General features: G+C 38.4%; 21 protein-coding genes and 1 other annotated feature. Of the genes, 8 read left to right on the top strand and 13 right to left on the bottom strand.

Annotated features, from left to right (window positions below):
* Positions 1-214 precede the first annotated feature (214 nt).
* Positions 215-429: a binding site (T-box leader), on the top strand.
* 58 nt (positions 430-487) lie between these two features.
* Genes TY13_RS01245 through trpA form a run of 6 tightly spaced genes read left to right on the top strand, consistent with a single transcriptional unit; the run spans position 488 to position 5,650 of the window.
* On the top strand, positions 488-1,306 hold the full coding sequence (locus tag TY13_RS01245; protein ID WP_042470661.1) for a hypothetical protein: 819 nt from the start codon (positions 488-490) through the stop codon (positions 1,304-1,306).
* Positions 1,275-2,303, top strand: a complete 1,029-nt coding sequence (gene trpD, locus TY13_RS01240) for an anthranilate phosphoribosyltransferase (protein ID WP_042470659.1) — start codon at positions 1,275-1,277, stop codon at positions 2,301-2,303. Before TY13_RS01245 ends, trpD begins: the two co-directional genes overlap by 32 nt.
* Positions 2,300-3,088, top strand: a complete 789-nt coding sequence (trpC, locus tag TY13_RS01235; RefSeq protein WP_042470657.1) for an indole-3-glycerol phosphate synthase TrpC — start codon at positions 2,300-2,302, stop codon at positions 3,086-3,088. Before trpD ends, trpC begins: the two co-directional genes overlap by 4 nt.
* Positions 3,085-3,699, top strand: coding sequence for a phosphoribosylanthranilate isomerase (locus TY13_RS01230; protein WP_042470654.1), 615 nt, complete (start codon positions 3,085-3,087; stop codon positions 3,697-3,699). The genes trpC and TY13_RS01230 overlap by 4 nt, the downstream gene beginning before the upstream one ends.
* Positions 3,696-4,883: a tryptophan synthase subunit beta gene (gene trpB / locus TY13_RS01225; RefSeq protein ID WP_042470650.1), complete on the top strand. Its 1,188-nt coding sequence runs from the start codon at positions 3,696-3,698 to the stop codon at positions 4,881-4,883. The genes TY13_RS01230 and trpB overlap by 4 nt, the downstream gene beginning before the upstream one ends.
* A complete protein-coding gene (gene trpA / locus TY13_RS01220; RefSeq protein WP_042470648.1) occupies positions 4,880-5,650 on the top strand; it encodes a tryptophan synthase subunit alpha in 771 nt (256 codons plus the stop codon). The genes trpB and trpA overlap by 4 nt, the downstream gene beginning before the upstream one ends.
* A gap of 128 nt (positions 5,651-5,778) precedes the next feature.
* Here trpA and TY13_RS01215 read toward each other — a convergent pair whose 3' ends face one another.
* Positions 5,779-6,705, bottom strand: a complete 927-nt coding sequence (locus TY13_RS01215) for an L-threonine 3-dehydrogenase (RefSeq protein ID WP_042470646.1) — start codon at positions 6,703-6,705, stop codon at positions 5,779-5,781.
* Positions 6,706-7,403: 698 nt separating this feature from the next.
* Positions 7,404-8,192, bottom strand: coding sequence for a carbon-nitrogen family hydrolase (locus TY13_RS01210; protein ID WP_042470643.1), 789 nt, complete (start codon positions 8,190-8,192; stop codon positions 7,404-7,406).
* Positions 8,193-8,270: 78 nt separating this feature from the next.
* Here TY13_RS01210 and TY13_RS01205 point away from each other — a divergent pair, with 78 nt between their 5' ends.
* Positions 8,271-9,437, top strand: a complete 1,167-nt coding sequence (locus TY13_RS01205) for a pyridoxal phosphate-dependent aminotransferase (protein WP_042470640.1) — start codon at positions 8,271-8,273, stop codon at positions 9,435-9,437.
* Positions 9,438-9,529: 92 nt separating this feature from the next.
* Here TY13_RS01205 and TY13_RS01200 read toward each other — a convergent pair whose 3' ends face one another.
* From TY13_RS01200 to TY13_RS01155, 10 genes are all read right to left on the bottom strand, one after another.
* Positions 9,530-10,561 carry a glycosyl hydrolase family 18 protein gene (locus tag TY13_RS01200; RefSeq protein ID WP_042470637.1) on the bottom strand — a complete coding sequence of 344 codons (1,032 nt, stop codon included), beginning with the start codon at positions 10,559-10,561 and terminating at the stop codon, positions 9,530-9,532.
* A 36-nt stretch (positions 10,562-10,597) separates the two neighbouring features.
* Positions 10,598-12,349: a polysaccharide deacetylase family protein gene (locus TY13_RS01195; RefSeq protein ID WP_042470634.1), complete on the bottom strand. Its 1,752-nt coding sequence runs from the start codon at positions 12,347-12,349 to the stop codon at positions 10,598-10,600.
* Positions 12,346-14,184 carry a glycosyltransferase gene (locus tag TY13_RS01190; RefSeq protein WP_042472295.1) on the bottom strand — a complete coding sequence of 613 codons (1,839 nt, stop codon included), beginning with the start codon at positions 14,182-14,184 and terminating at the stop codon, positions 12,346-12,348. The genes TY13_RS01195 and TY13_RS01190 overlap by 4 nt, the downstream gene beginning before the upstream one ends.
* A gap of 23 nt (positions 14,185-14,207) precedes the next feature.
* Positions 14,208-15,638, bottom strand: coding sequence for a polysaccharide deacetylase family protein (locus TY13_RS01185; RefSeq protein WP_042470633.1), 1,431 nt, complete (start codon positions 15,636-15,638; stop codon positions 14,208-14,210).
* A gap of 13 nt (positions 15,639-15,651) precedes the next feature.
* Positions 15,652-16,965 (bottom strand): nucleotide sugar dehydrogenase, encoded by a 1,314-nt coding sequence (locus TY13_RS01180; protein ID WP_042470630.1) that lies wholly within the window; start codon positions 16,963-16,965, stop codon positions 15,652-15,654.
* Positions 16,966-17,580: 615 nt separating this feature from the next.
* Positions 17,581-18,771 carry a glycine C-acetyltransferase gene (locus TY13_RS01175; RefSeq protein WP_042470628.1) on the bottom strand — a complete coding sequence of 397 codons (1,191 nt, stop codon included), beginning with the start codon at positions 18,769-18,771 and terminating at the stop codon, positions 17,581-17,583.
* A gap of 52 nt (positions 18,772-18,823) precedes the next feature.
* Positions 18,824-19,444, bottom strand: a complete 621-nt coding sequence (locus tag TY13_RS01170; RefSeq protein ID WP_042470625.1) for a YczE/YyaS/YitT family protein — start codon at positions 19,442-19,444, stop codon at positions 18,824-18,826.
* A gap of 90 nt (positions 19,445-19,534) precedes the next feature.
* Positions 19,535-20,017 (bottom strand): Cys-tRNA(Pro) deacylase, encoded by a 483-nt coding sequence (ybaK, locus tag TY13_RS01165; protein ID WP_042470623.1) that lies wholly within the window; start codon positions 20,015-20,017, stop codon positions 19,535-19,537.
* A 69-nt stretch (positions 20,018-20,086) separates the two neighbouring features.
* Complete coding sequence (locus TY13_RS01160; RefSeq protein WP_042470622.1) at positions 20,087-20,860, bottom strand: hypothetical protein; 774 nt, start codon at positions 20,858-20,860, stop codon at positions 20,087-20,089.
* 224 nt (positions 20,861-21,084) lie between these two features.
* Positions 21,085-23,277, bottom strand: a complete 2,193-nt coding sequence (locus TY13_RS01155) for a DNA topoisomerase III (protein ID WP_042470619.1) — start codon at positions 23,275-23,277, stop codon at positions 21,085-21,087.
* Positions 23,278-23,565: 288 nt separating this feature from the next.
* On the opposite strand from TY13_RS01155, the gene TY13_RS01150 reads away from it, so the two are divergent.
* Complete coding sequence (locus tag TY13_RS01150) at positions 23,566-24,915, top strand: MATE family efflux transporter (RefSeq protein WP_042470617.1); 1,350 nt, start codon at positions 23,566-23,568, stop codon at positions 24,913-24,915.
* Between the two features lie 63 nt (positions 24,916-24,978).
* Here the strand turns inward: TY13_RS01150 and TY13_RS21200 are convergent, their stop codons facing one another.
* Positions 24,979-25,620, bottom strand: coding sequence for a methyl-accepting chemotaxis protein (locus tag TY13_RS21200; RefSeq protein ID WP_407637699.1), 642 nt, complete (start codon positions 25,618-25,620; stop codon positions 24,979-24,981).
* Between the last annotated feature and the right edge of the window lie 321 nt (positions 25,621-25,941).

Here is a 25,941-nt window from a genome sequence, read left to right as displayed (position 1 = left end):
AATAAATATTCGCTACCTGCGGTTACTCGTCGCAAAGGGTGTGTCTCAAAATATCTTTCAGACACGCCTTATTTTATTACCGATTTTATCAGAATTAATTGACTTTTTCGTACATACCTTTTACAATGGCACTACATCTTTGTTCGGGCATGGTAGCAGGTTGCGGGAGCGTGACCACCATAAGACGAGATGAGTAGAGTTTGAGCTGAGCTGAGAAAAATTGATGACTAAGAATAGTAGCGATTGCTTTATGCTTTAGAGAGCGCGTGGCTGGTGAAAATGCGCCATAAACAATTGTGAATGGGCCTTAGGAGAGCTGTTGGCATTTATTTGTTGACGGACGGATTTCCCCTACGTTATAAGGGGTATAAGAGTGGAAGCAAATATGCTTCAAGCTGAGGTGGCAACGCGGTATTTATCGTCCTCTACAAAAGAGAAATTTCTCTTTTGTAGAGGACTTTTTTCATTTTTAAAGGAGGGCAAAAATATGCAAAAAACTTCACGTACAACGATTCGTAAAGTAAATGGCGATTGTCTAACGCCAATTATTATTTTCAATAGACTGCAAGGCAAGCAAAAATTCTTATTAGAAAGTGCTACAAAGCATGAAACGGCTGGGCGCTATTCCTTTATCGGCGCAAATCCGCGTAAAACATATAGCGGGAGAGGTAATGCTTTACACGAAATATGCCATCTAACAAATAAAATGTATACGTATAATGGTGATTTAATTCAATCTCTAAAGCAAATGATGCCACGTATTTCTCAACATACTGAATACCCGTTTATGGGAGGAGCAATTGGTTATATTCGTGGGGATGAGGTGCTGTTTCAAGTTTATGATACGGTTATTATTTTTGATCATATGACAGATGAGCTAGCAATTGTTCATACGAATATTCAAATTGAGCAGCAAACACCTAATTTAGACACATTAATTGAGCAATTAACAAATGGTGGCACTACGGACAATATAAATGGGGCCTTTGAAGACTATCGCAAATTTCGTATAGAACAAAGAGCTGCTTATTTATATTATGTAGAATTTGTAAATGAAACATTGATTGGCTCCTCAACAAACAGTGTTATCAATGTGAAAAATAGCGTCATCACAACAAGGATTCCCGCGGTAAGTGAATGGACACAAGATGGGCAGCTCCCCCCTTCTACCCATTCAATTGATGCGTTAGCTGAAGCATCTAAAAGTGTGCCTTCAATGCTAGGCTATATTGGTTTTAATGGGCAAATTGATTTTACAGAAAAGGGGGATGAAAATGACATTACAACAATATACAGCGAAAATTAAAGGGAACGAAAACCTAACTATTGATGAAATGAAAGCTGCAGCAACGCTTGTTTTTACTGAATCAACACCAGCTGAAGATATCGCAGATTTTTTAGTAGACTTAAGCGATAAAGGTGAAACTGCTCAAGAGGTTGCAGGTCTAGCAATGATTATGCGTAACAACGCCTTGAAAATTAATGTTCCTGAAGGGATTTATATTGACAACTGTGGTACAGGCGGCGATGGCTTGCAAAGCTTTAATATTAGTACAACGACAGCCTTTGTCCTTGCTGGTGGTGGCTTGCTGGTGGCAAAGCATGGCAATCGCAAAATATCAAGCTCAGCAGGTAGCTCTGATGTATTGGAGGCACTAGAAATTCGTTTGCTTCCTTCTGTAGAGGAAACATCTGAGTTACTTGCACAGCATGGCATTGCTTTTTTACACGCGCCAAATATGCATCCCAAATTAAAACGTATTGGTGAAATACGTAAGTCGATTGGCAAGCCTACTATTTTTAATTTAGTTGGTCCTTTGACGAATCCTGTTCCTTTAAAGACGCAATTTGTCGGTATTAACCGCCCCCATTTTACGACAGATTATGCGCAGGTTTTGCATATGCTTGGCCGTAAACGCGCAATTGTCGTTTCTGGTACAAGAGGAATGGACGAAGCATCACTAGAGGGAGAAAACACGCTCGCCTTACTTGATCACGGAGATATCATTCCATTTAAGCTACGTGCGGAGGATGTTGGTTTAACCGCTGCCCCTTTATCATCAATTCGCGGTGGCAATGCTCAGGATAATGCCAAGATAATGCTTGATTTATTAAAAGGTCAGCAGGGAGCTTATTTAGATACCGTTTTGTTAAATGCAGGCATCGGCTTCTTTGCATACGGCTCTGCTACAACAATTAAAGAAGGAATTGAAATCGCGAAAGATAGCATTTTTTCAGGCCGAGCTTTGCAAAAATTACAAGCGGTTATTGAATATTCACAACAAAAGGAGGGCATCCAATGACGATTTTAAATAAAATTATTGCGCATAAAAAAACGGAGCTTGATAGCTTACGCGCTATAAAACCAAATTTTATCCAGACGGCAAAACGCCCTTCCCTTTATGAGCGATTAAGCCAAGCAACAACTATGCAGGTCATCGCTGAAATGAAGCGTGCCTCTCCTTCAAAGGGCGATATTGCAACTAATGTTGAGCCAGTAGAGCAGGCAAAAGTTTATGCAAAGGCTGGCGCTGTTTGTATTTCGGTTCTAACTGAAGGTAAGTTTTTCAAAGGTTCCTTTGCTGATTTAAATGCGGTAGCACAGGTTGTCGATATCCCTTTACTATGTAAGGATTTCATGATTGATAAAGTGCAAATTGACTATGCAAAAGCTGCTGGAGCATCGGTTATTTTACTAATCGTTGCGGCTTTAACAGATGAGGAGCTCGCCTCTTTATATACTTACGCAACAGCTTTAGAGCTTGATGTTTTAGTAGAAGTACATGACATAGAAGAGTTGCAACGTGCATTAAAAATAAATCCCAAGATTATCGGTGTTAATAACCGTAATTTAAAAACATTTGAAGTTGATTTGGCGCAAACAACAGAGGTTGCACGTTATTTAACGAATAACGGTATCGCCTTTATTAGCGAAAGTGGTATTTGGGGATATAGAGATGTAGAGATTGTAGCAGCAGCCGGGGCATGTGCCGTGCTCGTTGGCGAATCGCTAATGCGCAGCCACAATGTGACTGCCGATTTACAGGCCCTGCAAATTCCTATCACGAAAGCTGGTGAGAAACGATGACAATGGTCAAAATTTGCGGATTAAAAACCGTAGAGCATGTCGAAACAGCGGTGCTAGCTGGCGCGGATTTTGTCGGCTTCGTTTTCGCACCTAGCAAACGCCGTATTTCAGTAGAGGAAGCAACACAGCTTGCAAAGCATGTACCCGCACATATCAAAAAAGTCGGGGTATTTGTCAATGAGGACGCTACAACGATTCAAGCAATCGCGGAGGCTGTCCCACTAGATTATATTCAATATCATGGTGATGAAACAAATGATTTTATTCAACAAATTGGCTTGCCTGCACTAAAAGCATTTTCGGTGCGAAACGCTAATGATATTAAAAATGCTGCTACATTCGATGTTGATTATTATTTGTTCGATGCACCAGGCACTGACTTTCGTGGAGGTAGCGGACATACATTTGATTGGGCTTTATTAGAAAAAGCAAATATATCACAAGAAAAAGTAATCGTCGCTGGTGGTTTAACAATTGATAATGTTGCCAATGCGATTCAATTAATTAGCCCCGCAGCAGTTGATGTATCTAGTGGTGTTGAAAAGAATGGTATAAAGGATTCAGCATTAATTCAAGCATTTATTCGAAATGCGAAAGGAGCAATAATATGACAACTGTAAGAGGACGTTTCGGGGAATACGGCGGGCAATTCGTACCTGAAACATTAATGGCTCCCCTTCTTGAGCTAGAGCAGGCTTATGAGGAAGCGAAAAATGATTCTGAGTTTTTGGCACAATTACATTATTATTTACAACAATATGTAGGACGTGAAACTCCCCTCTATTTTGCGGAGCGCTTAACAGCGAAATGTGGCGGTGCGAAAATTTATTTAAAGCGTGAAGATTTAAACCATACTGGCGCACATAAAATTAACAACGCAATTGGGCAGGCACTTCTTGCAAAACGCATGGGGAAAAAGAAGATAGTTGCAGAAACAGGCGCTGGTCAGCACGGAGTTGCGACAGCCACTGCCTGTGCATTGCTCGATTTAGAGTGCATCGTTTATATGGGCGCAGAGGATGTAAGGCGCCAAGCATTAAATGTTTTCCGCATGGAGCTGCTTGGTACAAAGGTAATTGCTGTTGAAAAAGGCTCTGCCACTTTAAAGGATGCAGTAAATGAAGCGTTACGTCACTGGGTAACACATGTCAATGATACACATTATATTTTAGGCTCAGCTCTTGGGCCACATCCTTTTCCTACAATTGTACGCGATTTTCAGCGCATCATTGGTGATGAAACACGCACTCAAATTTTGGAGCAAGAAGGATGTCTACCAAACACAGTAATTGCTTGTATTGGTGGAGGTAGCAATGCGATTGGTATGTTTTATCCGTTTGTTGATGATCAGGATGTTCAATTAATTGGCGTTGAAGCAGCTGGCAATGGTCTCACTACGGGCAAGCATGCGGCGGCAATTTATGGTGCACAAAAAGGGGTGCTACACGGTGCCTATATGTATTTATTACAGGATGAAAATGGCTTTATACAAGAAGCACATTCAATTTCAGCAGGGCTTGATTATCCTGGAGTCGGACCTGAGCATTGTTATTTAAACGATATCGGACGCGCCATTTATGAAAGTGTAACGGATGAAGAGGCTTTGGAAGGTGTTAAACTACTAGCTGAAACAGAGGGTATTTTGCCAGCTTTAGAAAGTGCACATGCTATTTACTATGCAGCACAGTTAGCAAAAACGATGTCACCTGATGAAACTATTGTAGTTTGCTTATCTGGTCGTGGCGATAAAGATGTGCATACATTAATTGATGCGATTGGGGGTAAAAACGCATGATTCAAAAAGCAATCGACAATGTTTTAGCACGCGGTGATAGAGCGTTTGTTCCTTATATAATGGCAGGTGATGGCGGCTTAGAAACATTAAAATCTACTATTTTACGCTTGCAACAAATAGGCGTAACAGCTATTGAAGTTGGTATCCCCTTTACAGACCCTGTAGCAGATGGACCAACCATTGAGCTTGCAGGACAACGCGCTTTACAAAAAGGCACAACATTAAAATCTACGCTCGCTACATTGGCGAGCTTCGCAGATGAAATAACAGTACCACTTGTAGCAATGACTTATTTAAATCCAATTTTAGCATATGGAGCAGAGAAATTCGCTTACGATGCGAAGCAAGCTGGTATTCATGGTGTTATCATTCCTGATATGCCATTGGAGGAACGTAATATTATCTATAGTGCGCTACAAAAGGAGCAAGTCTCACTTATTCAACTCGTTTCCTTAACAAGCCCTGTTGAGCGTATCGCACAATTAACTGCTGCGAGTGAAGGCTTTATTTATGCTGTTACAGTGAATGGTATTACTGGCGCACGCAGTGATTTTGCAAACGAACTTGAGGAGCATTTTGCAAAATTGAAAGCGGCTAGCCCCTTACCTGTATTAGCTGGCTTTGGCATTTCAACCCCCGAGCATGTAAAGAAATTCGCTAGCTTTAGCGATGGCGTCATTGTTGGCAGTAAAATTGTTGATTCTTTAGCAAATGGCGATTGGACAACAATTGATGCATTAGTTGCGGCTTCGAAAAAAATTAGATGAACCTCTTTCAACTACTGAAAAGGCGAAAAATAATCCTTACTTACTTTAAAAGGAAAAAACTATAATAAAAGTACAAAAGGCTATCAGAAAATACAGGCACAGCCCTGCTTTCTAATAGCCTTTCTATATTATTTTTTCAATTTCTCTAACATATCAACCGTCATCGAAGCTAAATCGTATTGCGCTTTAAAGCCCCATTCCGCTTTTGCAGCAGATGAATCAATCGCATTTGGCCAGCTATCTGCAATTGCTTGACGCACTGGATCTACATCATATTCAACCGTGAAGCTTGGAATATGCTTTTGAATTTCTGCTGCGATTTGTGAAGGCTCAAAGCTCATCGCTGAAATATTGAAGGCATTGCGATGAACTAATTTTGAACCATCCGCTTCCATTAAATCAACAATCGCCTGTAGTGCATCGGGCATGTACATCATGTCCATATATGTGCCTTCTGCAATATAAGATGTATATTTTCCTTCCTCAATTGCTTTGTAGTAAATATCTACAGCATAATCTGTCGTTCCTCCACCAGGTGGTGTAGCATAAGAAATTAAACCTGGGAAACGAACACCACGCGTATCTACACCAAATCTTGTGAAGTAGTAATCACATAGTAATTCTCCCGCTACTTTGTTGACACCATACATTGTTGTTGGACGCTGTAACGTATCTTGAGGCGTATTATCCTTTGGCGTAGATGGACCAAATGCCCCAATCGAGCTAGGTGTGAAAAATTGTAAATTTAGCTCACGCGATACTTCTAATGCGTTCATTAAGCCACCCATATTTAAATTCCATGCGAAAACAGGATTTTTTTCTGCAGTTGCTGATAATAATGCAGCCATATGAATCATCGTATCTGCACCAAAATCCTTCGCAAGCTCATGCATTCGCTTGCCCTCTGTTACATCTAATATTTCGAATGGACCATCTTGCTGTGCTGCACGAATATCTGTTGCTAATACTGCATCCGTTCCATAAATTGCTCGTAATTTCCCTACTAACTCTGAACCAATTTGACCAAGTGCACCTGTCACAATAATTTTTTTCATTCCCATACCCTCCTGTGGCATTATACATTTGTACACACGGAAAACACACACAAATACTACAACGACGCGGTTCGTTTGTACTTTTATTGAAATTAATTATAAAATGTTCATCATAAAAAGACAATAATTAATTTTATAATGAGCTGAGAAGTTAATCAATTACGCCTCGGCGTAATTGCATCCAGATTTTTTCGAGCTTACTCGAAAACTCCTCTTCAAAATCTGCGACATCCGCCGGAGGTTTAACTTGAATCAGTAATGTTTTTTGCATCGAAAGCGTAGCACCAGATACAGAGAGTTTTGCGCTCTCTTTGATTTAGTTACTTTTCCTGTATTCATCCCAGCACTTATAGAAGCGAGGAAATTCTGCTGAATCAAGTTAAATTAATAGCTTTAGTATGGGTTTTTCCATGAAATTAATGATTATTTGAACGATTTTTCTCAATTTACGCAAAACATAAGAAGGGGTGAAATAAAGTTTATTTTAATCCTTTTTCGAATAGGCCTAACGTAACAATTCGCCCAATTAGCAGGTGAATTCGCCCGTTAAATGGATAGATTCGCCCTATTGCAAGTGAATTTCGCCCGTAAACGGCTTCAATTCGCTCGCAAACTTAAAATCAATTCAAAAAAGCGCAAGAAATCTGCCTTTTAGGATGGATTTCTTGCGCCTATTAAGTTTTCAAACTTGTTTCCAATCATTTTACAACTTCTTCATATAAATTTGGTCTGCGGTCATCGTATACTGGAATGCGCGTACGCACTTCGTCGACAATTGAAAAATCCACATCGATAATCGCGAGCTCTTCATCCTCAGCACCTGTCCACAGTACCTCGCCCCAAGGCTGAATAATCATCGATTGACCATTAAAGTTTTCTACCTTATTTGCAATGCGATTTACTGCAATCACAAAGCACTGGTTTTCAATTGCGCGTGCCTGTAATAATGTTTTCCAATGGTCGATACGTGGTGTAGGCCATTGCGCTGGTACAAATAATACCTTTGCTCCTCGCAATGCATGTGAACGCAGCCATTCTGGGAAACGAATATCGTAGCAAATCACGCCACCAGCCTCAATATCCCCTAGTGCAAAGCGATTCAACTTATCTCCTGCCTGTAAATATAAATGCTCGTCCATTAGGCGGAATAAGTGCACTTTGCTGTATTCACCAACAAGCTCCCCTTCTTTATTAAACGTATACATCGTATTGAAAAATTCCTCCCCAACACGAATCGCAACAGAACCCCCAACAATATGAACTGATAGCTCCTTAGCAAGTCGACCTAAAAACTCCTTCGAGCGTTCACCATTCTCATCAGCAAGCTCTGGTAACTTTTCAAGCGCATAGCCTGTATTCCACATTTCTGGTAGTACGATAATTTCAGCACCGCCTTGTGCAGCTTGTCGGATAAATTGCTCCGCTCGCTCAAAATTTTCATCTACTTTGCCAAAACGAACATTTAATTGAACACATCCTATTTTCATAACTTCACTTCCTATATAGACATTTTAGAAAAAAAGATTTACCATATTTTTATTATATTCAGAAAACGAGGGATTTGCATGGAATTTTCAAAAAAACTACAACAGCTACCACCGCAATTTTTCGCTTCACTCGTCCAAAAGGTGAATGCTGCAATAGCTGATGGACGCGATATTATTAATTTAGGTCAGGGTAACCCTGATCAACCAACACCAGTACATATAGTAGATGCATTGCAGCAAGCAGCCGAAAATCCGATTTCACATAAATATCCTCCATTTCGTGGAATCGAAGAGCTACGTGAAGCAGCAGCAGCTTTTTATTTACGCGAATATGGTGTACATATCGATCCTAAAACAGAAGTAGCTATAGTCGGTGGTACGAAAATCGGGCTTGTTGAACTACCACTCGCTTTAATGAATCCTGGCGATTATATGCTACTACCGGATCCAGTCTATCCCGATTATTTATCAGGTGTAGCATTAGCAGATATACAATTCGATACGATGCCATTGCTACCAGAAAATAATTTCTTACCCGATTACAACACACTCGGCGAAAAAATAAAGGAGCGTGCAAAGCTTCTTTATATTAACTATCCTAACAATCCGACAGGGGCTATTGCAACCAATGACTTTTTTGCAGAAACAGTAGCCTTCGCAAAAAAATATAATATTGCAGTTGCCCACGACTTTGCTTATGGTGCTATTGGTTTTGATGGTAAGAAACCGATTAGCTTTTTACAAGCAGAAGGCGCAAAGGATGTAGGCATTGAGTTTTATACATTATCTAAAACGTTTAATATGGCAGGCTGGCGTGTAGGTTTTGCAGTAGGAAATGCCAAAATAATTGAAGCTATTCAACTACTACAAGACCATTTATTTTGCAGCCTATTCCCAGCAGTCCAACACGCTGCAGCACACGCACTTACTGCCGAACAAACAGCCGTTGAACAATTGCGTGCAACTTATGAAAGTAGACGCAATGTATTGGTTGAAGAGGCAAAGAAAATCGGCTGGCAAGTGGAAGCGCCAGCAGGCTCATTTTTTGCTTGGCTTCCTGTGCCACAAGGCTATACAAGTGAGCAATTTACCGATTTGCTACTCAATAAAGCAGATGTTGCTGTTGCAAATGGAAAGGGCTTTGGGGAATTTGGTGAGGGCTATGTACGTGTTGGCCTACTTGTATGTGAGGAACGGCTGCGTGAAGCAATGCAGAGAATTGCAGCTTTGAATATTTTTTCATAATCAATTACGCCTCAGCGTAATTGTGTCCAATTAGCAAAAAGTTGTCCGAAAAGTGGCACGCCAGCCTGCTTTCGGACAACTTCATTTAATCATTATTTTTGTTCAGCAATCCATTGGACAGTACCTTCGCTAAGCCCTCCAGCACGCCATAAAATAAAATGCTCATATTTCGGGTCTTTTTCTTGAATGTAGGCAATCCAGCTTTCAAGCGTTTTTGCATCTGCATACCAAGCCTCGTAGTTAATATCCTGATCTTTATAATAAAAATAAACGGCAGCACTATCTTTATCGCGCTTTGTTGCTAGATTTTTAGAGTTGATTAGCTGCTTCGCCTCATCGCCAGTTAATGCAATTGCCTTCTCACTTTTTGGCCAGGTAAAACCGCCAGTTGCAAAAGCAATATCAAATTTTTGATTCGACTTCTCCATTTTCACAAGAAGTTGATCTAAAAATGGGAATGTCGCCTTTGCTCCTGGACCGCTATGATAGCCATGAACATTATAAGCCATTACCGTATAGCTCGGTCCGTCTGGTAAGGGAATTTCAAACGGGAAGCTTGGCACTAATACGACATGCATCGATAGTCCCTTTTTTTGCAATACATCATAAAGCTCTTGTAAAAATAAAATATAGTTTTCTATATCCTCTTTTGCTATTTTTTCATAATCGATTTCTACGCCATCCACTTCGAATTGTTCAACCGTTGAAGTGATATCGTTAATATGCTTTTTTCTCGCCTGTTCATCCTTTATAAGACGATGGAGTAAGGCGCTATCCTTTTGTACAGAAGGCTTTCCATCTACAACGTAATCATTAATAAAAGTTAAAAGTATTGTGTGACTATCTCGGAAATTATTATACATATGCCTATGAATTTTTGCCGCTGTATCCGTTAAAAACGGCGCATCTTTCTCATTGAAATAGGCACCGAAAACGCGCAAGCTTTGCAATCCTCCCGATGATTTTTCAATATTCTCAATCGTAGATTTTAATTGCCACTCTGGAAGCCAAATGGATAATTTAGGTTTGCCCTTTTCTTGTTGTGGATCTTTCTTCGCTTCGCTACCATTGCAACCTGTGAGTAGTAATAATACGACGATAAAAAAGGTGAATATTTTCTTCATTCCTTTTAGGTCCTCCAAGGCAATCAGAATATTTCTTTAAAATGTTTGAATAAAGAAATCTACTATATTATTAAACCATGTCGATACATTATACTTTACTCTAGCCATTTCTGTATATTGATTTGAGAAAACTACTTGTTCAGACTCATCCGTAATTTTAATATTTTCTACTACTGTATCGTATATATCATCCGCATATTGCTCGTGTGTCGTATCCTTTTTAGAATACGCTGCACTAAAGCCTATTTGCTTCCCTTGAATTGCCTCGTTAATGGCGAATGTAGTTGCAAGCTCCTTATCAACCTCTAATTTAAGCTCTCCTTGCCCTATTTGTAGCATAAAATGACGTCGATTTTTTAAATTGCGCGGATATTCCTCCTCATCAATACGGGAGCCCCCTTGTGTATCACGATAAGTGTAAACGGTTGCCTTATTGAAAGCATAATCCTCTCCGCTCCATTCAATCTCCTTCAATAGATGATGTTCAATTATAGTTTCTTCTCTATTCGGTTGCTTTTCAAAAACAATGATTTCATTGTCCTTTAACATTATTCGTATATAGCTATTCGTTGTAGCATCATAATTAACATAGACTGATTGCTCACCAATAACATTACCATAAAAATCAAATTCAAATTGATAAGCAGTAGGTACTGGTTTTTGTAAAAACAACGTACCTTCTTTTGATGGAGAAGAAGTTAAAATTATTTCGTTATCTAAAAACTCTGCAGCACCATTAGCCAAGCCCCATTGCTCAGCCATCTCTGCATCACCACTAGCGAACTCAACTTCTTGTTTGCTGGATTGTTGAATTTTCATCATTAAATGATTCGTTGGCCAATATGGTGAAACTTGCAGTCTACTTAAGTTATAAATATTTGCATCCGCATCGTTATAGGCATCTAACTCTAAATTAAAGTTCATTTTAAATTGTTCTTTAATATGTTTATCATTGGCGTTTTCAGCGAGTGCATCCATATTGTTATAAAGTGAATTAGCATGCATAATCGCATATGCTTTCGGTACTTCTCCTAGCGTCTCTGTATAAATCTCGCGCATTAACTCATAATCCTCCGCAATGCGCTCCTCCATCTCGCCTCGTGTTTCAGTTGGAATCATATATTCATCACGAATAAAATCCATTAAATAATGATTGTAATACTCTATCATCATTTTATCTGGGACATCGTTTTCATCAATAACTCCTAATGACTTTCCTTCATCATTAAACACATTAATATACGTTAAGCGATAACCATTTGAGCCTAACTCCCAATATCCGCTGTTCTCCATCACTTTCAAATGATTTGGTTTTAAAAATTTCGGGTCCTTCGTGTTCAATTTATTAGCGTATGTGTACATCGTCGCCTTATAATTTAGCTTCTCCAAAATTTTTTGTGCAAAGACACTCGAATCTGTGCGCCCATCCTCAAATGATAAATATAAAGCTTTTTCTGGCAATGGCTTTCCTTGCTGATAAAAATCAATAATATCCTGTTGGGAAACCGTTTGATAGCCTTGCTTAGCTAGCAGTGACAGTTGCTTCTCTAAATCATCCTTCGATACATACTTTGGAGATTCCCCCCTACTTACACCAAAATACGATAGGGCGATAAATCCTTCATTATTTGTCATCGCTAATGTTGAATCTTCAAATTTATTTAGTAAAAAGACAGCACGTATTAAAACAATCGCAAGAAAAACGACAATAACCGCTTGAATAATTGCTCGAATGACTTTTTTACGGTCTTTAGATTTTGGATTTAATGCTACTTCCTTTTTGCTCATTCATCATCACCCGCATTTCTAAAATTCCATTTCTCCTTGCGACGAGCTTTTCTCTTCAATTTCTTTTCTCGTGCTAATACATCTTGTGGTGTTTCCCTCGTACCCCATGTTGATTTCCAAAAAGTAACCCATGCAACAGGCATTTGCCAAAGTAACACAAATTCATAAAACAGGACGAAAATAAAACCGAATGACCATAGCTTACTCCTTCTAAAATAAAGATGCGCTAGGCTCATAAGCATTGCCATTAATAATAAGCCTATAAGGAATGTTCTAGGGAAAATCCCTTGAGTAATAGGTACCCACAACAAATTATAAACAACTACAACTGGTGCAGCGATTGGTACGATTAAGCCGATAATGAAGAAGAGAAACATAAACGGCTCTTTTCTCCATATAAATGTAAGTGCACGTAGCGATTCTCTTAGCCACGAACGCTTCCAACGCATTTGCTGCGATAAAAATGATTTTGTATCAGATGGTACAATTGTTGAACATACTGCATTATCTTGATACGCAGTACGATGTGTTTTTAAAATATAGTTCGTCATACTGCGATCATCACCAAATGTTGCAGGTTGACCAAGAAATTTTTGGTTAAGCCATGCTTTTTCATGCTTCAAAACAAGCTCTTTACGATAGCATGAAAGCGGACCAGATAAACATGTTACTGCATCAAACCATGACTCGGCCGCCTTCATAATGCGAAACGCAATATAGTAACGGACTGTTTGAAGCTTCGTTAATGCATTTGTAAACTTGTTTTCCACTTCCGTACGTCCCGCTACACCACCCATTTTTGGATCTTGGAAAGGCTGCACTAAATTGCGAATAGCATTTGGTTCTAAGAAACTGTCAGAATCCACAAAGACTACTAAATCATGCTTTGCCATATGCACACCTGCAATTAGTGCCTCACGCTTTCCACCATTTTGAGGTAGCTGATGAACGAATAAACGCTCACTTGTTTTAAATCGCTCTCCCTCCTGATGAATAAGCTCAGCGATTTCGTCAGCATTGTGCTTCGTCTTGTCTGTAGAGCAATCATCCACAACTATTACTTCAAGTTTATCAACAGGATAATATTGATTCATGCAGCTTAAAATTGTTCTTTGAATCCACTTTTCTTCATTAAATACTGGAATAATAATGGAAACAGCAGGCTCATATTCAGGATTTATCCGCGAATTTCTATAAAACATTCCAAACAAATAACGACTAAGTAAAAACGCTGCAGCTATCAAGCTATACAAATATAAGGTTTTATTAAATTTGAAATAAATAATACTTTCCGCACGCATCAGCATAACAGTTAATGTTGCTAGTAATAACACTAAACTTGCTACAAAAATAGATAGCCCCCAGCGCTTTTTCTTCATATATTCATTGAGCGACTGTAAAAATTCACACGCATAATAATAACGTGTTTGCCCGTCTACCTCTTTCGAAAATGTACGAACGACTTTCCCCTTTAGCTTAACGTTTGCTTCGTATCCTTCGGGCATTGCACCCCCAGGAATTTTAAAGCTCAGTGTCATTATTTCATTTAATTCAAAAACACTCGGTGTATCGGAATAAATAAGTATCCCTGTTACAGAAATATCTTCCGAATAAAACTTTGCAACAACTTTTCGTTTTCTAGAAGTTTTAGAAGCGTTCACTGAAAATCTCGTAATATAGCGTAAGCTTAATGACTGCAGACGAAATAATTCATTTACATCCGCCATATTCACTTCTGATTGCTGGTAACTAGCCCCTCGTCGATCTACGAGACTACGCATATTTTCTGGATCAGGAATATTTGATAAAATACGCCGATCCGGTCGCTTAGTCATTAAAATTTCCTTTTCCACGATGATCAATCCACACTTTCTTCTGTATATTGTTCAATCCATGTAGAGAGTTTTTCAAATGTATACCCTTGTTGTTGTAGTTGTTCGATGACTATAGGCAATGCCTCAACTGTTTTTGTCTCGTCTAAAACGTGCATAACGATAATTTTCCCAGGTGCTACGCGTTCCAAAATGCGATTATAAATATCTTGTACAGAATAATCTGTTTTCCAATCAAACGATGCAATATCATATAAAGCAATGGTTTTCATTCCAGTTGCCGCAACTACCTTTGCCATTTTGTCATCAACAATACCTTGTGCAGGTCTAAAATATAATAATGGTGATTGTTGTAAGGCGTATGTTAGAGCTTGATGTGCTTTAACGAGATCCTCCTGTAGCTCCTCTGGTGTCATTTCTGTAATATTTCGATGAGAATATGAATGGCTAGCAACCTCATGTCCCTCATCCAAAATTAATCTTGCTAAATGTGGGTCCTTTTCAACACCGCTGCCAATTAAAAAGAATGTACTTTTAATATTGTATTTGCGTAAAACATCTAATATTTCCTTCGTTCTTGCTTCACTTGCCCAATCATCAAATGTTAAGGCAATTTCTTTTTTATCTGTATTTTTACGGTAATAAATATTTGGTTGTACCTCTTCATAATTAGAATTTATACGGATTGCATCATAGCCTTCTATTTCTTCTAATTTATGTGATGTATATTGATCTTTCAGAACTTCCGTCAGTGTTGTCAGCACATAGCCTTTCTCATTTGACTTCTTAACTAGTAATGGAATTGCCTCAATAACAGAAGAATTAATATATGTGTTTAAGTGGATAATAGCTCCACTACTTAAAAAGCGCTCAATATACGCCACAATTTCTTCTGCACTCTGCATTTTTCTATCTTGTGGATTAATAGAATATTCTACAACCGCCTTCAAACCTAATGTGGATGCTACCAAACGCATATTTTGGGTTGCATCCCCTGAACGACTGCGCACATATTGTGGCGTATATCCTAAATGCTTCTCGAAAATTTCATTTGCTAAAAATAATTCTTCATAAGTTTGCGCATAATTCAAATTCGACATATCCTGAAATGTTAATGTGCCATTTTGCACCTCATGTCCTCGTGCAATTATCTCTTTTACAAGCTCTGGCTCCTGTGCCACACGCATACCTTCTAAAAAGAAAGTTGCCTTAATTTTATTTGCATCGAGTTGATCCAATATTTTCTTCATCGTTTCTTCATCGGCTAAACCATTAAATGTCAAACCTAATTTAGGTTGTAGTGTATTGGATAGTCGAATAACTTCACTTAATGTTCCGTCTGATTCTTTCACTTCAACTGAAGGCTCTATCACACGTACTGTTTCCTGTATTTCATTCGACTGACAAGCGCCCAAAAATAAAATAAACAATATACTACAAAATAGTAATCTTCGCATAATTACGCACTCCTTATAACTTATAGTAATTTTCATTGCTGAATGCATAATCTGTTTGTCGCGTATCAAAAATGAAATTCGCATTATCATCTATCATTTCATAATTAATATTTGAATGATTTGTTAAAATGACTACCCCATCCGCCTGCTGGATAAGCTCTGAAGTTAGTTGAACTGTCCGCATATTACACACCTCTTCGATAAATGGATCAACAATCTGAATTTCACAATTCGCACTTTGTAATAATTGGACAATTTTAAGGGCAGGTGATTCACGTGTATCATTAATATTTGGTTTATAAGTTACCCCAATGACAATTACCTTTGCTCCCTCTAGTGGCTTCCGCTGTATATTTAAATAGTTCGTTAATCGCTCTACTACAAATTGTGGCATTGATCCGTTCACTTTATCTGCTATATCTATGATTGAAACATGTACTCCGTGCTGTTGTCCTATCCATAATAAATATTTAGGATCTATCGGTATGCAATGCCCACCAACTCCTGGTCCCGGCGTAAAACGCATAAAACCGTATGGCTTCGTTGCTGCTGCATTAACCACTTCCCAAATATCAATATTCATTGCATGACATACTTTACTAAGTTCATTAATTAGAGCGATATTTACTTGACGAAACGTGTTTTCAAGTAACTTTTCCATCTCAGCAACCTCCGGAGTGGATACACAATGTACCTGTGTCTTCAGTGCTTCTTCGTAAAATAGCTTTGCCAGCTCTGTTGAGTTTTGTGTTAATCCGCCAACTACTTTCGGTGTATTTTTAACATTAAAATGCCTATTCCCTGGATCAATACGTTCTGGAGAATACGCAATAAAGCAGTTATCCCCTACCGTATAGCCACCTTGCTCAATAATTGGATAGATAATTTCTCGGGTTGTACCAGGATACGTCGTACTTTCTAGAATAATTAGTGTACCTTCAGTCATATGCTGTTGTATTTTCATAACTGCTTCCTCAATATACGTAATATTCGGACTCTTATCTGCAGTTGTAGGCGTAGGTACACAAATAAGAATGATATCGGCTTGCTGCAGCAATTCAAATTGATTTGTTGCCATAAATTTCTTGCTATCTACTGCTTCTTGTATAGAAGCAGATAGCAAATCGGAAATATAACTTTGCTTTTGATTCAAGCTATTAATTTTATCAATATTTTTATCAAATCCTATCGCAGAAAAGCCATTCTTTACAGTTTCGAGTGCAAGCGGTAACCCCACATAACCAAGACCGATAACTCCAACAACTGCTTGCTTTGTCTGTATTTTTTCAGTGAGTATAGATAATTTGCTACTCGTCTTTTTGTTCATGAAAATCTCCCTTTCTTCTTTTTCAAAATGAAAGCTTTCTTTATTTATTGAACTTGGAGTATCATTATTAAATATCTTAAAATGTAAATATTTAACTTTCCAAATAATACATCGAAGACTTATTTGATATATGCGACAGTTTTTCAAAATATACTTTTTTCCAATTTATCAGGTATAAAGTTTGTATTATAAAATGAAATTTACAAAATATTTTAATTTGTATTTCATTTTAACTAATGAAGGTTAAAATTTGGTTAAAAAAATAAAAAAATAGGAAATTATAATTCTTATTATAAATTTCGAAATTTAATTCTAAGGTCTTTTAATCTGTCTGAACATTCAATTCATTTAAAATGTAAATAATCTATAATGCCTATAATATGTATTTTGCGATTCAAAAGTATCACTTATTAACCTTCAATCTGTAGAAACAAAAAAACAACTCAAGCTTCCAAATAAATACGGAAGCTTGAGTTGCTAATCGTTTTGCTTAAGATAGTCTAAAGTTGATGATTACTAACTTATAAGAGTCGATTAGAAAAGCGGTTACTCCATTTGCTTAAACAAAAAAGCTTGAACCTTCGTTATCCAAAAGAGTTCAAGCTTTTAATATTTCTATTTAATTACGCCTAACTCACGACCTACTTTTGCATAAATCGCTAATGCATCATCTAACATTTCTTTCGTATGTGCTGCTGTTGGCATGTTGCGAACTCGCCCTGTGCCTTTTGGTACTGTTGGAAAGACGATGGATTTCGCATAAACCCCTTCTTCAAATAAGCGCTTTGAAAACTCTTGCGTTAACTTTTCATCACCAATAATACATGGTGTGATTGGCGTTTCAGATGCACCAATATCAAAGCCTAAATCAGCTAAGCCCTTTTTCAAATAATCGCCATTTTCCCATAGTTTATCGTGTAGTTCTGTTGAGTCAATAATTATTTGTACTGCACGTGTAATTGCTGCAACATCTGCTGGTGGTAATGCCGTTGAGAATAAAAACGGACGTGAACGCACTTTCAACCAGTCAATTAATTGTTTCTTCCCTGCTACATAGCCACCAACAACGCCAATTGCTTTTGATAATGTACCGATTTGGAAGTCAATTTCATTTTCTAAGCCGAAATGCTTTACTGTTCCTTTACCTTTACCTGTAACACCTGAACCATGTGCGTCATCCACATAAGTAATAAGGTCAAATTCCTTTGCAATTTCAACGATTTCTGGTAGCTTGGCAATATCACCATCCATCGAGAACACGCCATCTGTAATAACCATAATTTTATTATAAAGACCAGATTCTTTGGCTGCTTTTGCCTTTGCACGTAAATCATCCATATCTGAATGATTGTATGCAATAATTTTCGCCTTTGATAAACGACAACCATCAATAATTGACGCATGGTTTAATTGATCTGATAAAATTGCATCGTTTTTATCCATAACCGCAGAAATAGCTGCCATATTACAGTTAAAGCCAGATTGATATGAAATTGCTGCCTCTGTTCCTTTGAATTCCGCTAGCTTTTCCTCTAATTTCACGTGTAAATCAAGCGTACCGTTAATTGTACGTACAGCCCCTGCGCCAACACCATAATCATCTAACGTCTTTTTTGCTACTTCTTTCAGCTCATCATTTGTAGCTAAGCCTAAATAGTTATTAGAAGATAAATTAACTAAGTTTTTGCCACGCACTTTAATAATCGGGCCATTTGCACTTTCTACAGGATCGATTTCATTATATAGTCCTTGCTCATGCAATGCTTGTAAGTTTTCTTCTAAAAAAGTATCTAATATTTTTGACAAAGCACTTCATCCCTTCGTGTAAGATAAATTGATTTTAACATATTTGTATAATTTACTGTACTGACTCTCCTACTAGTTGCTCTAGTTTCTTTCTAAAGAGCGGCAATGCCCATTGAATAATTTGCCCTGAACCTAGTGCTAATATAACTGTACCCATACCAACTGGTCCACCAAGTAGCCAGCCGACTGTCGCTGCAAAAACCTCCATAATTGTCCTTGCTAAACGAACTGAGCCCCCAAATTGCTCCACGATAATCATCATAATCGTATCGCGCGGTCCTGCTCCCACATTTGCTGATATATATAATGCACAACCTACGCTCATTACAAAAAATCCTGCGATAAAATAACACAGCTCTCCTATAAAAATAGACGTCGATGGAAGCAGCCAATTAAATAAATCAATAAAGGAACCTATTAGCAGCATATTTAACCATGTTGCAATTTTCGGTAGTCGTCGTAAAAATAATGACGTGCTTACAACAATAATTAGCCCCGTTAAAATAGACCAAGTTCCAATTGTAAGACCAAACTGCTTAAATAAACCTATATGTAATACATCCCAAGGGCCTGTTCCTAGGGCATTTCCTTTGATTGTTAAGGAAATGCCTAATGACATGACAGCTAGACCGACAAAAAAGAATGTCCATTGCCATGTAAACTTTTTCCGCATACTATTGCCTTCTTTCGCTATATCGTATCTTTTATCTTAATTAAGTAAATATTTTCTGCTGCGAAAGCGCCTACCAATAGGCTTTTCCATTCACATCGTTAGTCCACCATATTTCGCTTTTACTACTTCTAACAAATGCTGTGGTAGCAGCTTCATTTGCATACCAATTTTACCTGCGCTAACAATTATAAAATCTAGCTGCTCCGCTGATTGATCGATGAAGGTTGGAAAAAGTTTTTTCATCCCAACTGGTGAGCAGCCTCCACGAATGTAGCCTGTTAAGCCTAGTAGCTCCTTCACTGCAATTAGCTCGATTTTTTTCTCGCCCGCTATTTTTGCTGCAGCCTTTAAATCTAACTCATTTGCTACTGGAATTACGAAAACATAAAACTGCCCTTTACCATTCGTTGCAATAAGCGTCTTGAATACAGTCTCTACTTTTTGATTTGTTTTTTGCGCTACTGTGACACCGTCCACTGCGCCATCATCAACCGTATATTCTAACACTTCATACGGAATTTTTTGTTGTTCAATAATGCGAATAGCATTCGTTTTTGCTATTTTCTTGCCCATATAAACTCCCCCTTTTTTCACGTACAAAAAAAAGCTGTTCTAGCATACATACTAGAACAACTTTTACATTTACGCAATTCTCGAAATTATAGGCTCCGCTGCAACACGGTAGCCATTTCTAACCATCTCAATATGGCTTTGGTATTGCATCTTCGCTTTATTAAAAGCTCTTTGCATAATTAAATTTTCTAATTCTTTACCGAATACGGTTGGTGCTGTGACATCACGCTCAATATCATTCATGAAACGCTCAGGCACACGAACAGTTAAATCTTCATTTGCAAATGGAGGCTGCTCTAGTGGCTCTACTTCAATATCAAGCCCTGACTGCACTTGCTGGATTTGCGCTACTGCGCTTGCTGCTACGCGTAAATCCTGCGGTGATGGCTGAGCTGGTGCTAATGCCGCCTGGCGCACTTGCTCTAATATTTTAATTGTTTCATCATCTGTGACACTAGTTGGTGTTGGAGTGACTACTTCTCCGCTGCTCGGCCCTTTCGTATACGAAACTAGTTCTGCCATGCTGGATTCCGTTGCTTTATGTGCCTGTTTTTCGTCCTCTGTCATTTGCAGTTGCTGCAAGTGTACCTTTGCCTCAGGTCCTTCTAGCTTTCCCTGCACTTTGTCTTGTTGTAGATTGTTTGTTTTTGCATCCGCCGCAAGTAAGTCCTTCTCCGTTTTACCTGATAGTAAATTTTCTAATGCGACAAGCATTGGATTTTGGCTTGCCTTTGTGAATTGTGCCGTCCTTTTATAGGCCTCGCCCATTTCTCTACGCTGCAATACTTTTTTTCGTTCTTCAAAATCTAGCATTCCACTTTGCATCAAGCTAGCTATTTTCATAAATTTCACCTCTTTCTTTTTTCGTTTTGCCCTTTTAATTAAGACGATTATATCAGATAATACCCCTTTTTTTCATTTATAAAAATCAAATCAGTTCTTAAGTCATATAGCTTTAGTAAAATTCACAGTTCATTCTCAAAACAGCTTTTTAAAAACTAGATTTTCATTATTTGAATGTAAAAAAAGGAGGCTATCAGATAGATAGTCTCCTCTTCATTTAAATCTTACTTGTCCACATTAAAATCTTTTAGCAATGCTGCAAAGGCATTGTTAATTGGCTCAGCTTCTTTCTCTTGCTGCTTCATATATTTTTGAACAGAACGTTTATCTACTTTACCTGACCCTTCCTTTTTACGACGTGCCTCAAATGCAGATAGCTTTTCACGATAGCCACATTTACATACAAAAATTTGCCCTTCTCCCTCACCACGTAGCTCAAGTTTTTTCTTACATTGTGGACAACGTGCGTTCGTTGTGCGTGATACGTTTTTACGATGACCACACTCGCGATCCTGACAGACAAGCATTTTACCCTTTTTACCATTCACTTCAAGCATTGGCTTGCCACAGTCTGGGCATGTTTTCGTAGAGATGTTATCGTGCTTATATTTTTTCTCGTTATTTTTAATATCTGCTACAATTTCTTTCGTATGCTCTTTCATTTCATTTATGAAAACATCCTTTTGTAGCTTACCTTTTGCGATCAATTCAAGCTTCTGTTCCCACTCTGCTGTCGTCGCAGGTGAACGTAGTTCTTCTGGTGCTAAATCTAGTAGCTGACGCCCCTTAGATGTAATGAAAATATCTTTGCCTCCGCGCTTTTCAATCATAAATGAATTAAATAGCTTATCGATAATATCCGCGCGTGTTGCAACTGTACCAAGACCGCCCGTTGATTTTAGTGTATCTGCTAAACGCTTGTCTTCTTGTTCTAAATATTTCGTTGGGTTTTCCATTGCTGATAACAGCGTAGCCTCTGTAAAACGTGCAGGCGGCTTTGTTTGACCAGATGTACCAGCAATTAGACGTGTTTTTAATACATCACCTTTATCAAGGCGCGGTAAAAGCTGCTCCTTCACATCTTCATTTGCATCTTCGTCGTCAAAGCGATTTTCATATACTTCCTTCCAACCTGCACTTAGCACTGTTTTACCCTTTGCAATAAACTTCTCACCTGCAATATCAGCTTGCACCGTTAATTGCTCGTATTCATGGGCAGGCAGCAATACTGCTAGGAAGCGTTTAACAACTAAATCATAAATTTTGCGCTCCTTATCTGAAAATGCCGATAAGTTCACATATGCCTCTGTTGGAATAATTGCGTGATGATCACTTACTTTGCTATCGTCAACAAAAGCCTTCGTCGCTTTAATTGGCTTTGTCGCTAGTTTGTTAGCAATTGTACGATAATCCCCTATCGCACATGCCTTTAAGCGCTCCTGCAACGTGCCTACAATATCCGATGATAAGTAGCGTGAATCTGTACGTGGATATGTTAATACTTTATGCGACTCATAAAGCTTTTGCATAATATTTAATGTTTCTTTTGCAGAATAACCAAATAGCTTATTAGCATCGCGCTGTAGCTCTGTTAAATCGTATAATGCTGGTGCAAATGACTTCTTCGCCTTGCGCTCAACAGTGACAACCTTCGCATCTTGGCGACCTAGCTGCTTGATAGTAGCATCGATTTTTTCCTTATTAAAGCTACGACTATTGCCATTTACATCTTGCCACGTTAATTTAATTGAGTCCGTTTGTGCTTCAATGCCGTAATATGTTTGAGCCTTGAAGTTTTTTATTTCATCTTCTCGCGCAGCAATCATCGCTAAAGTTGGCGTTTGAACACGCCCACAGTTAAGCTGCGCATTGTGCTTGGCTGTTAGCGCGCGCGTTGCATTTAAGCCGATATACCAATCTGCCTCAGAGCGTGCAATTGCTGCGTGATATAGATTTTCATATTGCTTGCCAGGCTTTAAATTGGCAAAACCTTCTTTAATCGCTTTATCTGTCACAGAAGAAATCCATAAACGTTTTACAGGCTTATTAATTTTCGCCTTCGCTAATATCCAACGCGCGACAAGCTCTCCTTCACGCCCAGCATCTGTGGCAATAATTACTTCATTTACATCTCCACGGCTTAGCTGTGCCTTCACTGCATTAAATTGCTTACCAGATTGCTTAATCACCGTTAGCTTCAAGCGCTCTGGCAGCATTGGTAAATCCTCTAAATTCCATGATTTATATTTAACATCATAGCTTTCTGGATCCGCCAATGTTACTAAATGCCCTAGAGCCCATGTAACAATATATTTATCTCCCTCTAAAAATCCATTGCCCTTTTTATGACACTTCAGCACATTCGCAATATCACGTGCTACTGAAGGTTTCTCAGCTAGTACTACACTTTTCGCCATTAGTTTACACTCCTTTTATCTACTTAGCAGACAATAAAACGAGAATACTCGTTAATTCAAACTGTCTGTCAATGTTTACTTGATAAAAGCCCACAATAAGTGTGCCTTCACCATACTTTTGTATAGTTACTATAACATAGTTTTTAATGTGTTATGGCAGGATAACAGTTCTTAAACTGTGCAAACGATTTCTTTTCGCCTCGCGAAATAAAGTTGGCGACTTTCAATAGAGAATATGGTACGATACTTGTTGTTTTGAATTGATGTTGAAAGGAAAAGAAACTTTTTATGGCGAAGAATGGTAAAGAACTCGGTCTGTTTCAATTAACCTGGCCGCTTTTTTTAGAATTATTTTTGTTTATGCTGATGGGACTTGCGGATACATTAATGCTGAGTGCAGTTTCTGATGAGGCAGTCGCAGGGGTTGGAGCAGCAAACCAATATATCCAAATTGCTATTTTAATATTAGGAGTTGTCGGCTCAGGTGCATCAATCGTCGTCTCACAATATATAGGCTCCAAACTTTTGAAGGAAGCTTCTAAAATTTCAGCACTGTCGGTTTCACTTAATTTTTGTGTCGGCATTGCGATGAGTGTGCTCTTCATTTTGTTTTCGAACAATATTATGACGATGATGAACTTGCAAGGCAATGTTCTGAAGTTTGCGCAAAGCTATCTTGCAATTGTTGGTGGCTTTATTTTCTTACAGGCCTTGATTAATTCGCTATCTGCAATTATTCGTGTTAATGGCTGGACGAAACAAACAATGTACGTATCGTTGGGTATGAACGTTGTACACTTAGTTTTAAATTATATTTTGATTTTTGGGAAATTCGGTGCTCCTGCAATGGGCGTAGAAGGTGCCGCAATATCCTCTGTTATTAGCCGCGCGCTCGCCGCTATTGTATTTTTCTGGCTACTATATCAAGCACTTGAGGTGCGTGTAAAATTACAATACTACTATACTTTTTCAAAAGACTATATTAAGAAAATTTTACAAATCGGGATTCCTTCTGCTCTAGAGCAAGTGTTATACCAAACAGCGCAAATTGTTTTCTTGTACTATGTTACGTATATAGGATCAGCTTCTCTTGCAGCACGTCAATACGTCGTTAATATATCAATGTTTACCTATTTATTTGCAATGGCAATCGGAATGGGAACAGCGATTTTAATTGGTCGACATGTTGGAGCTGGAGAGCAACATATCGCCTATAAACGTGGTTGGTTTAGCGTAAAAACAGCTTTAATATTTACACTTGTGATGGTTGTAATTGTCATGATTTTCCGCGAGCAATTAGTAGGGCTATTTACGAAGGACCCAGAAATTATTGCCATTGGTTCATCTGTGCTATTATTAAGTATTTTGCTGGAAACTGGGCGAACAATTAATATTACAATTATTAACGCATTGCGCGCATCAGGTGATGCACGTTTCCCAGTAAAGATTGGTTTCATTTCAATGATTTGCATGAGCTTACCACTAGGTTATTTATTCGTCTTCGTATTCGATATGGGGCTAGTTGGCGTATGGCTAGCAATTTCTGCAGATGAATGGCTGCGTGCAATACTCGTCCTATTGCGCTGGAAAAGCCGAAAATGGGAGCGCTATGCAATTGTTACGGCGAAAACGGAATAATAAAGAAGCTGTTTGGAAAGATATTACCTTTTCAAACAGCTTCTTTATTTTTAAATTTTGATACTATGAAAATTGCTGCTGTAGCGAACGGCTCAATGCACCTAACCCCTCAATTTCTTCATCTACTTGCTTTGCAGATTCAATTTGACTACCGCTCATAACTCTTAGCTTTTCCACAGCATCAAATCCCTTTTCAGTAACGACTAAAATTTGCTGCATATTCCCCGTTACATCGCTTGTGTCCTTATGAATGTTCGTCATCATATTGTTCATTTCAAAAATATAGCTCAGCATTCGTTGAATCATTTGATGAATCTTTCCAAAATCAGTAGCAAAAGTCTCTACACTAGCTGTTGATTGCTGAATTGCTTCTTGCCCAATATTTACATGCGCAACATTGGTTTCACTTTCTTGACCAATTGTTGTGATGATTTCTTGGATTTCCTCAGCAGCATTTCGGCTTTGATCAGATAATTTACGAATTTCATCAGCCACAACTGCAAATCCTTTGCCGTGCTCCCCTGCCCTTGCCGCTTCAATCGATGCATTTAAAGCCAATAAATTTGTTTGATCAGCAATGGCCTGAATCATACTTATCATACTTTGTGCCTCAACTGTCGATTGCTGTAAAGACTGCATAGACGAAACAAAAACAGAAGTCGTCTGTAACACATTTTTATTTTGCTCCTGTATCCTCTCAATCATCTCATAGCTTTCTGTTACAGCTTCCTCTGTTGTCATTGCTTCAGCTTGAATTTCTTCAAAGGAATCGAATGTTTTTTGGATAGAATCGTGAATGCGCCCCAGATTATCATTCATATGTTGTATTGAATCAATCTGCTGTGACAATCCTCCTGCAACTTCATCAAAAGAATAACCTAGCGCCTCATTAAACTTCAAATTCTGCTCAGATTTATTCGAAACGTTAATAGAAGCTCGTTGAATATGCTCAGACAGTTTTTCAACCTGCTGTACTACATGAACTAAGCTTTCTTCTTTACTGTTTTTCTCTTCTTCTAATTGTTT

The organism is Bacillus ndiopicus, assembly GCF_000612805.1.
GTDB lineage: Bacteria > Bacillota > Bacilli > Bacillales_A > Planococcaceae > Metasolibacillus > Metasolibacillus ndiopicus.
Note: the sequence above shows the minus strand (reverse complement) of the source record. Positions and strands in the feature narration are given on the sequence as shown.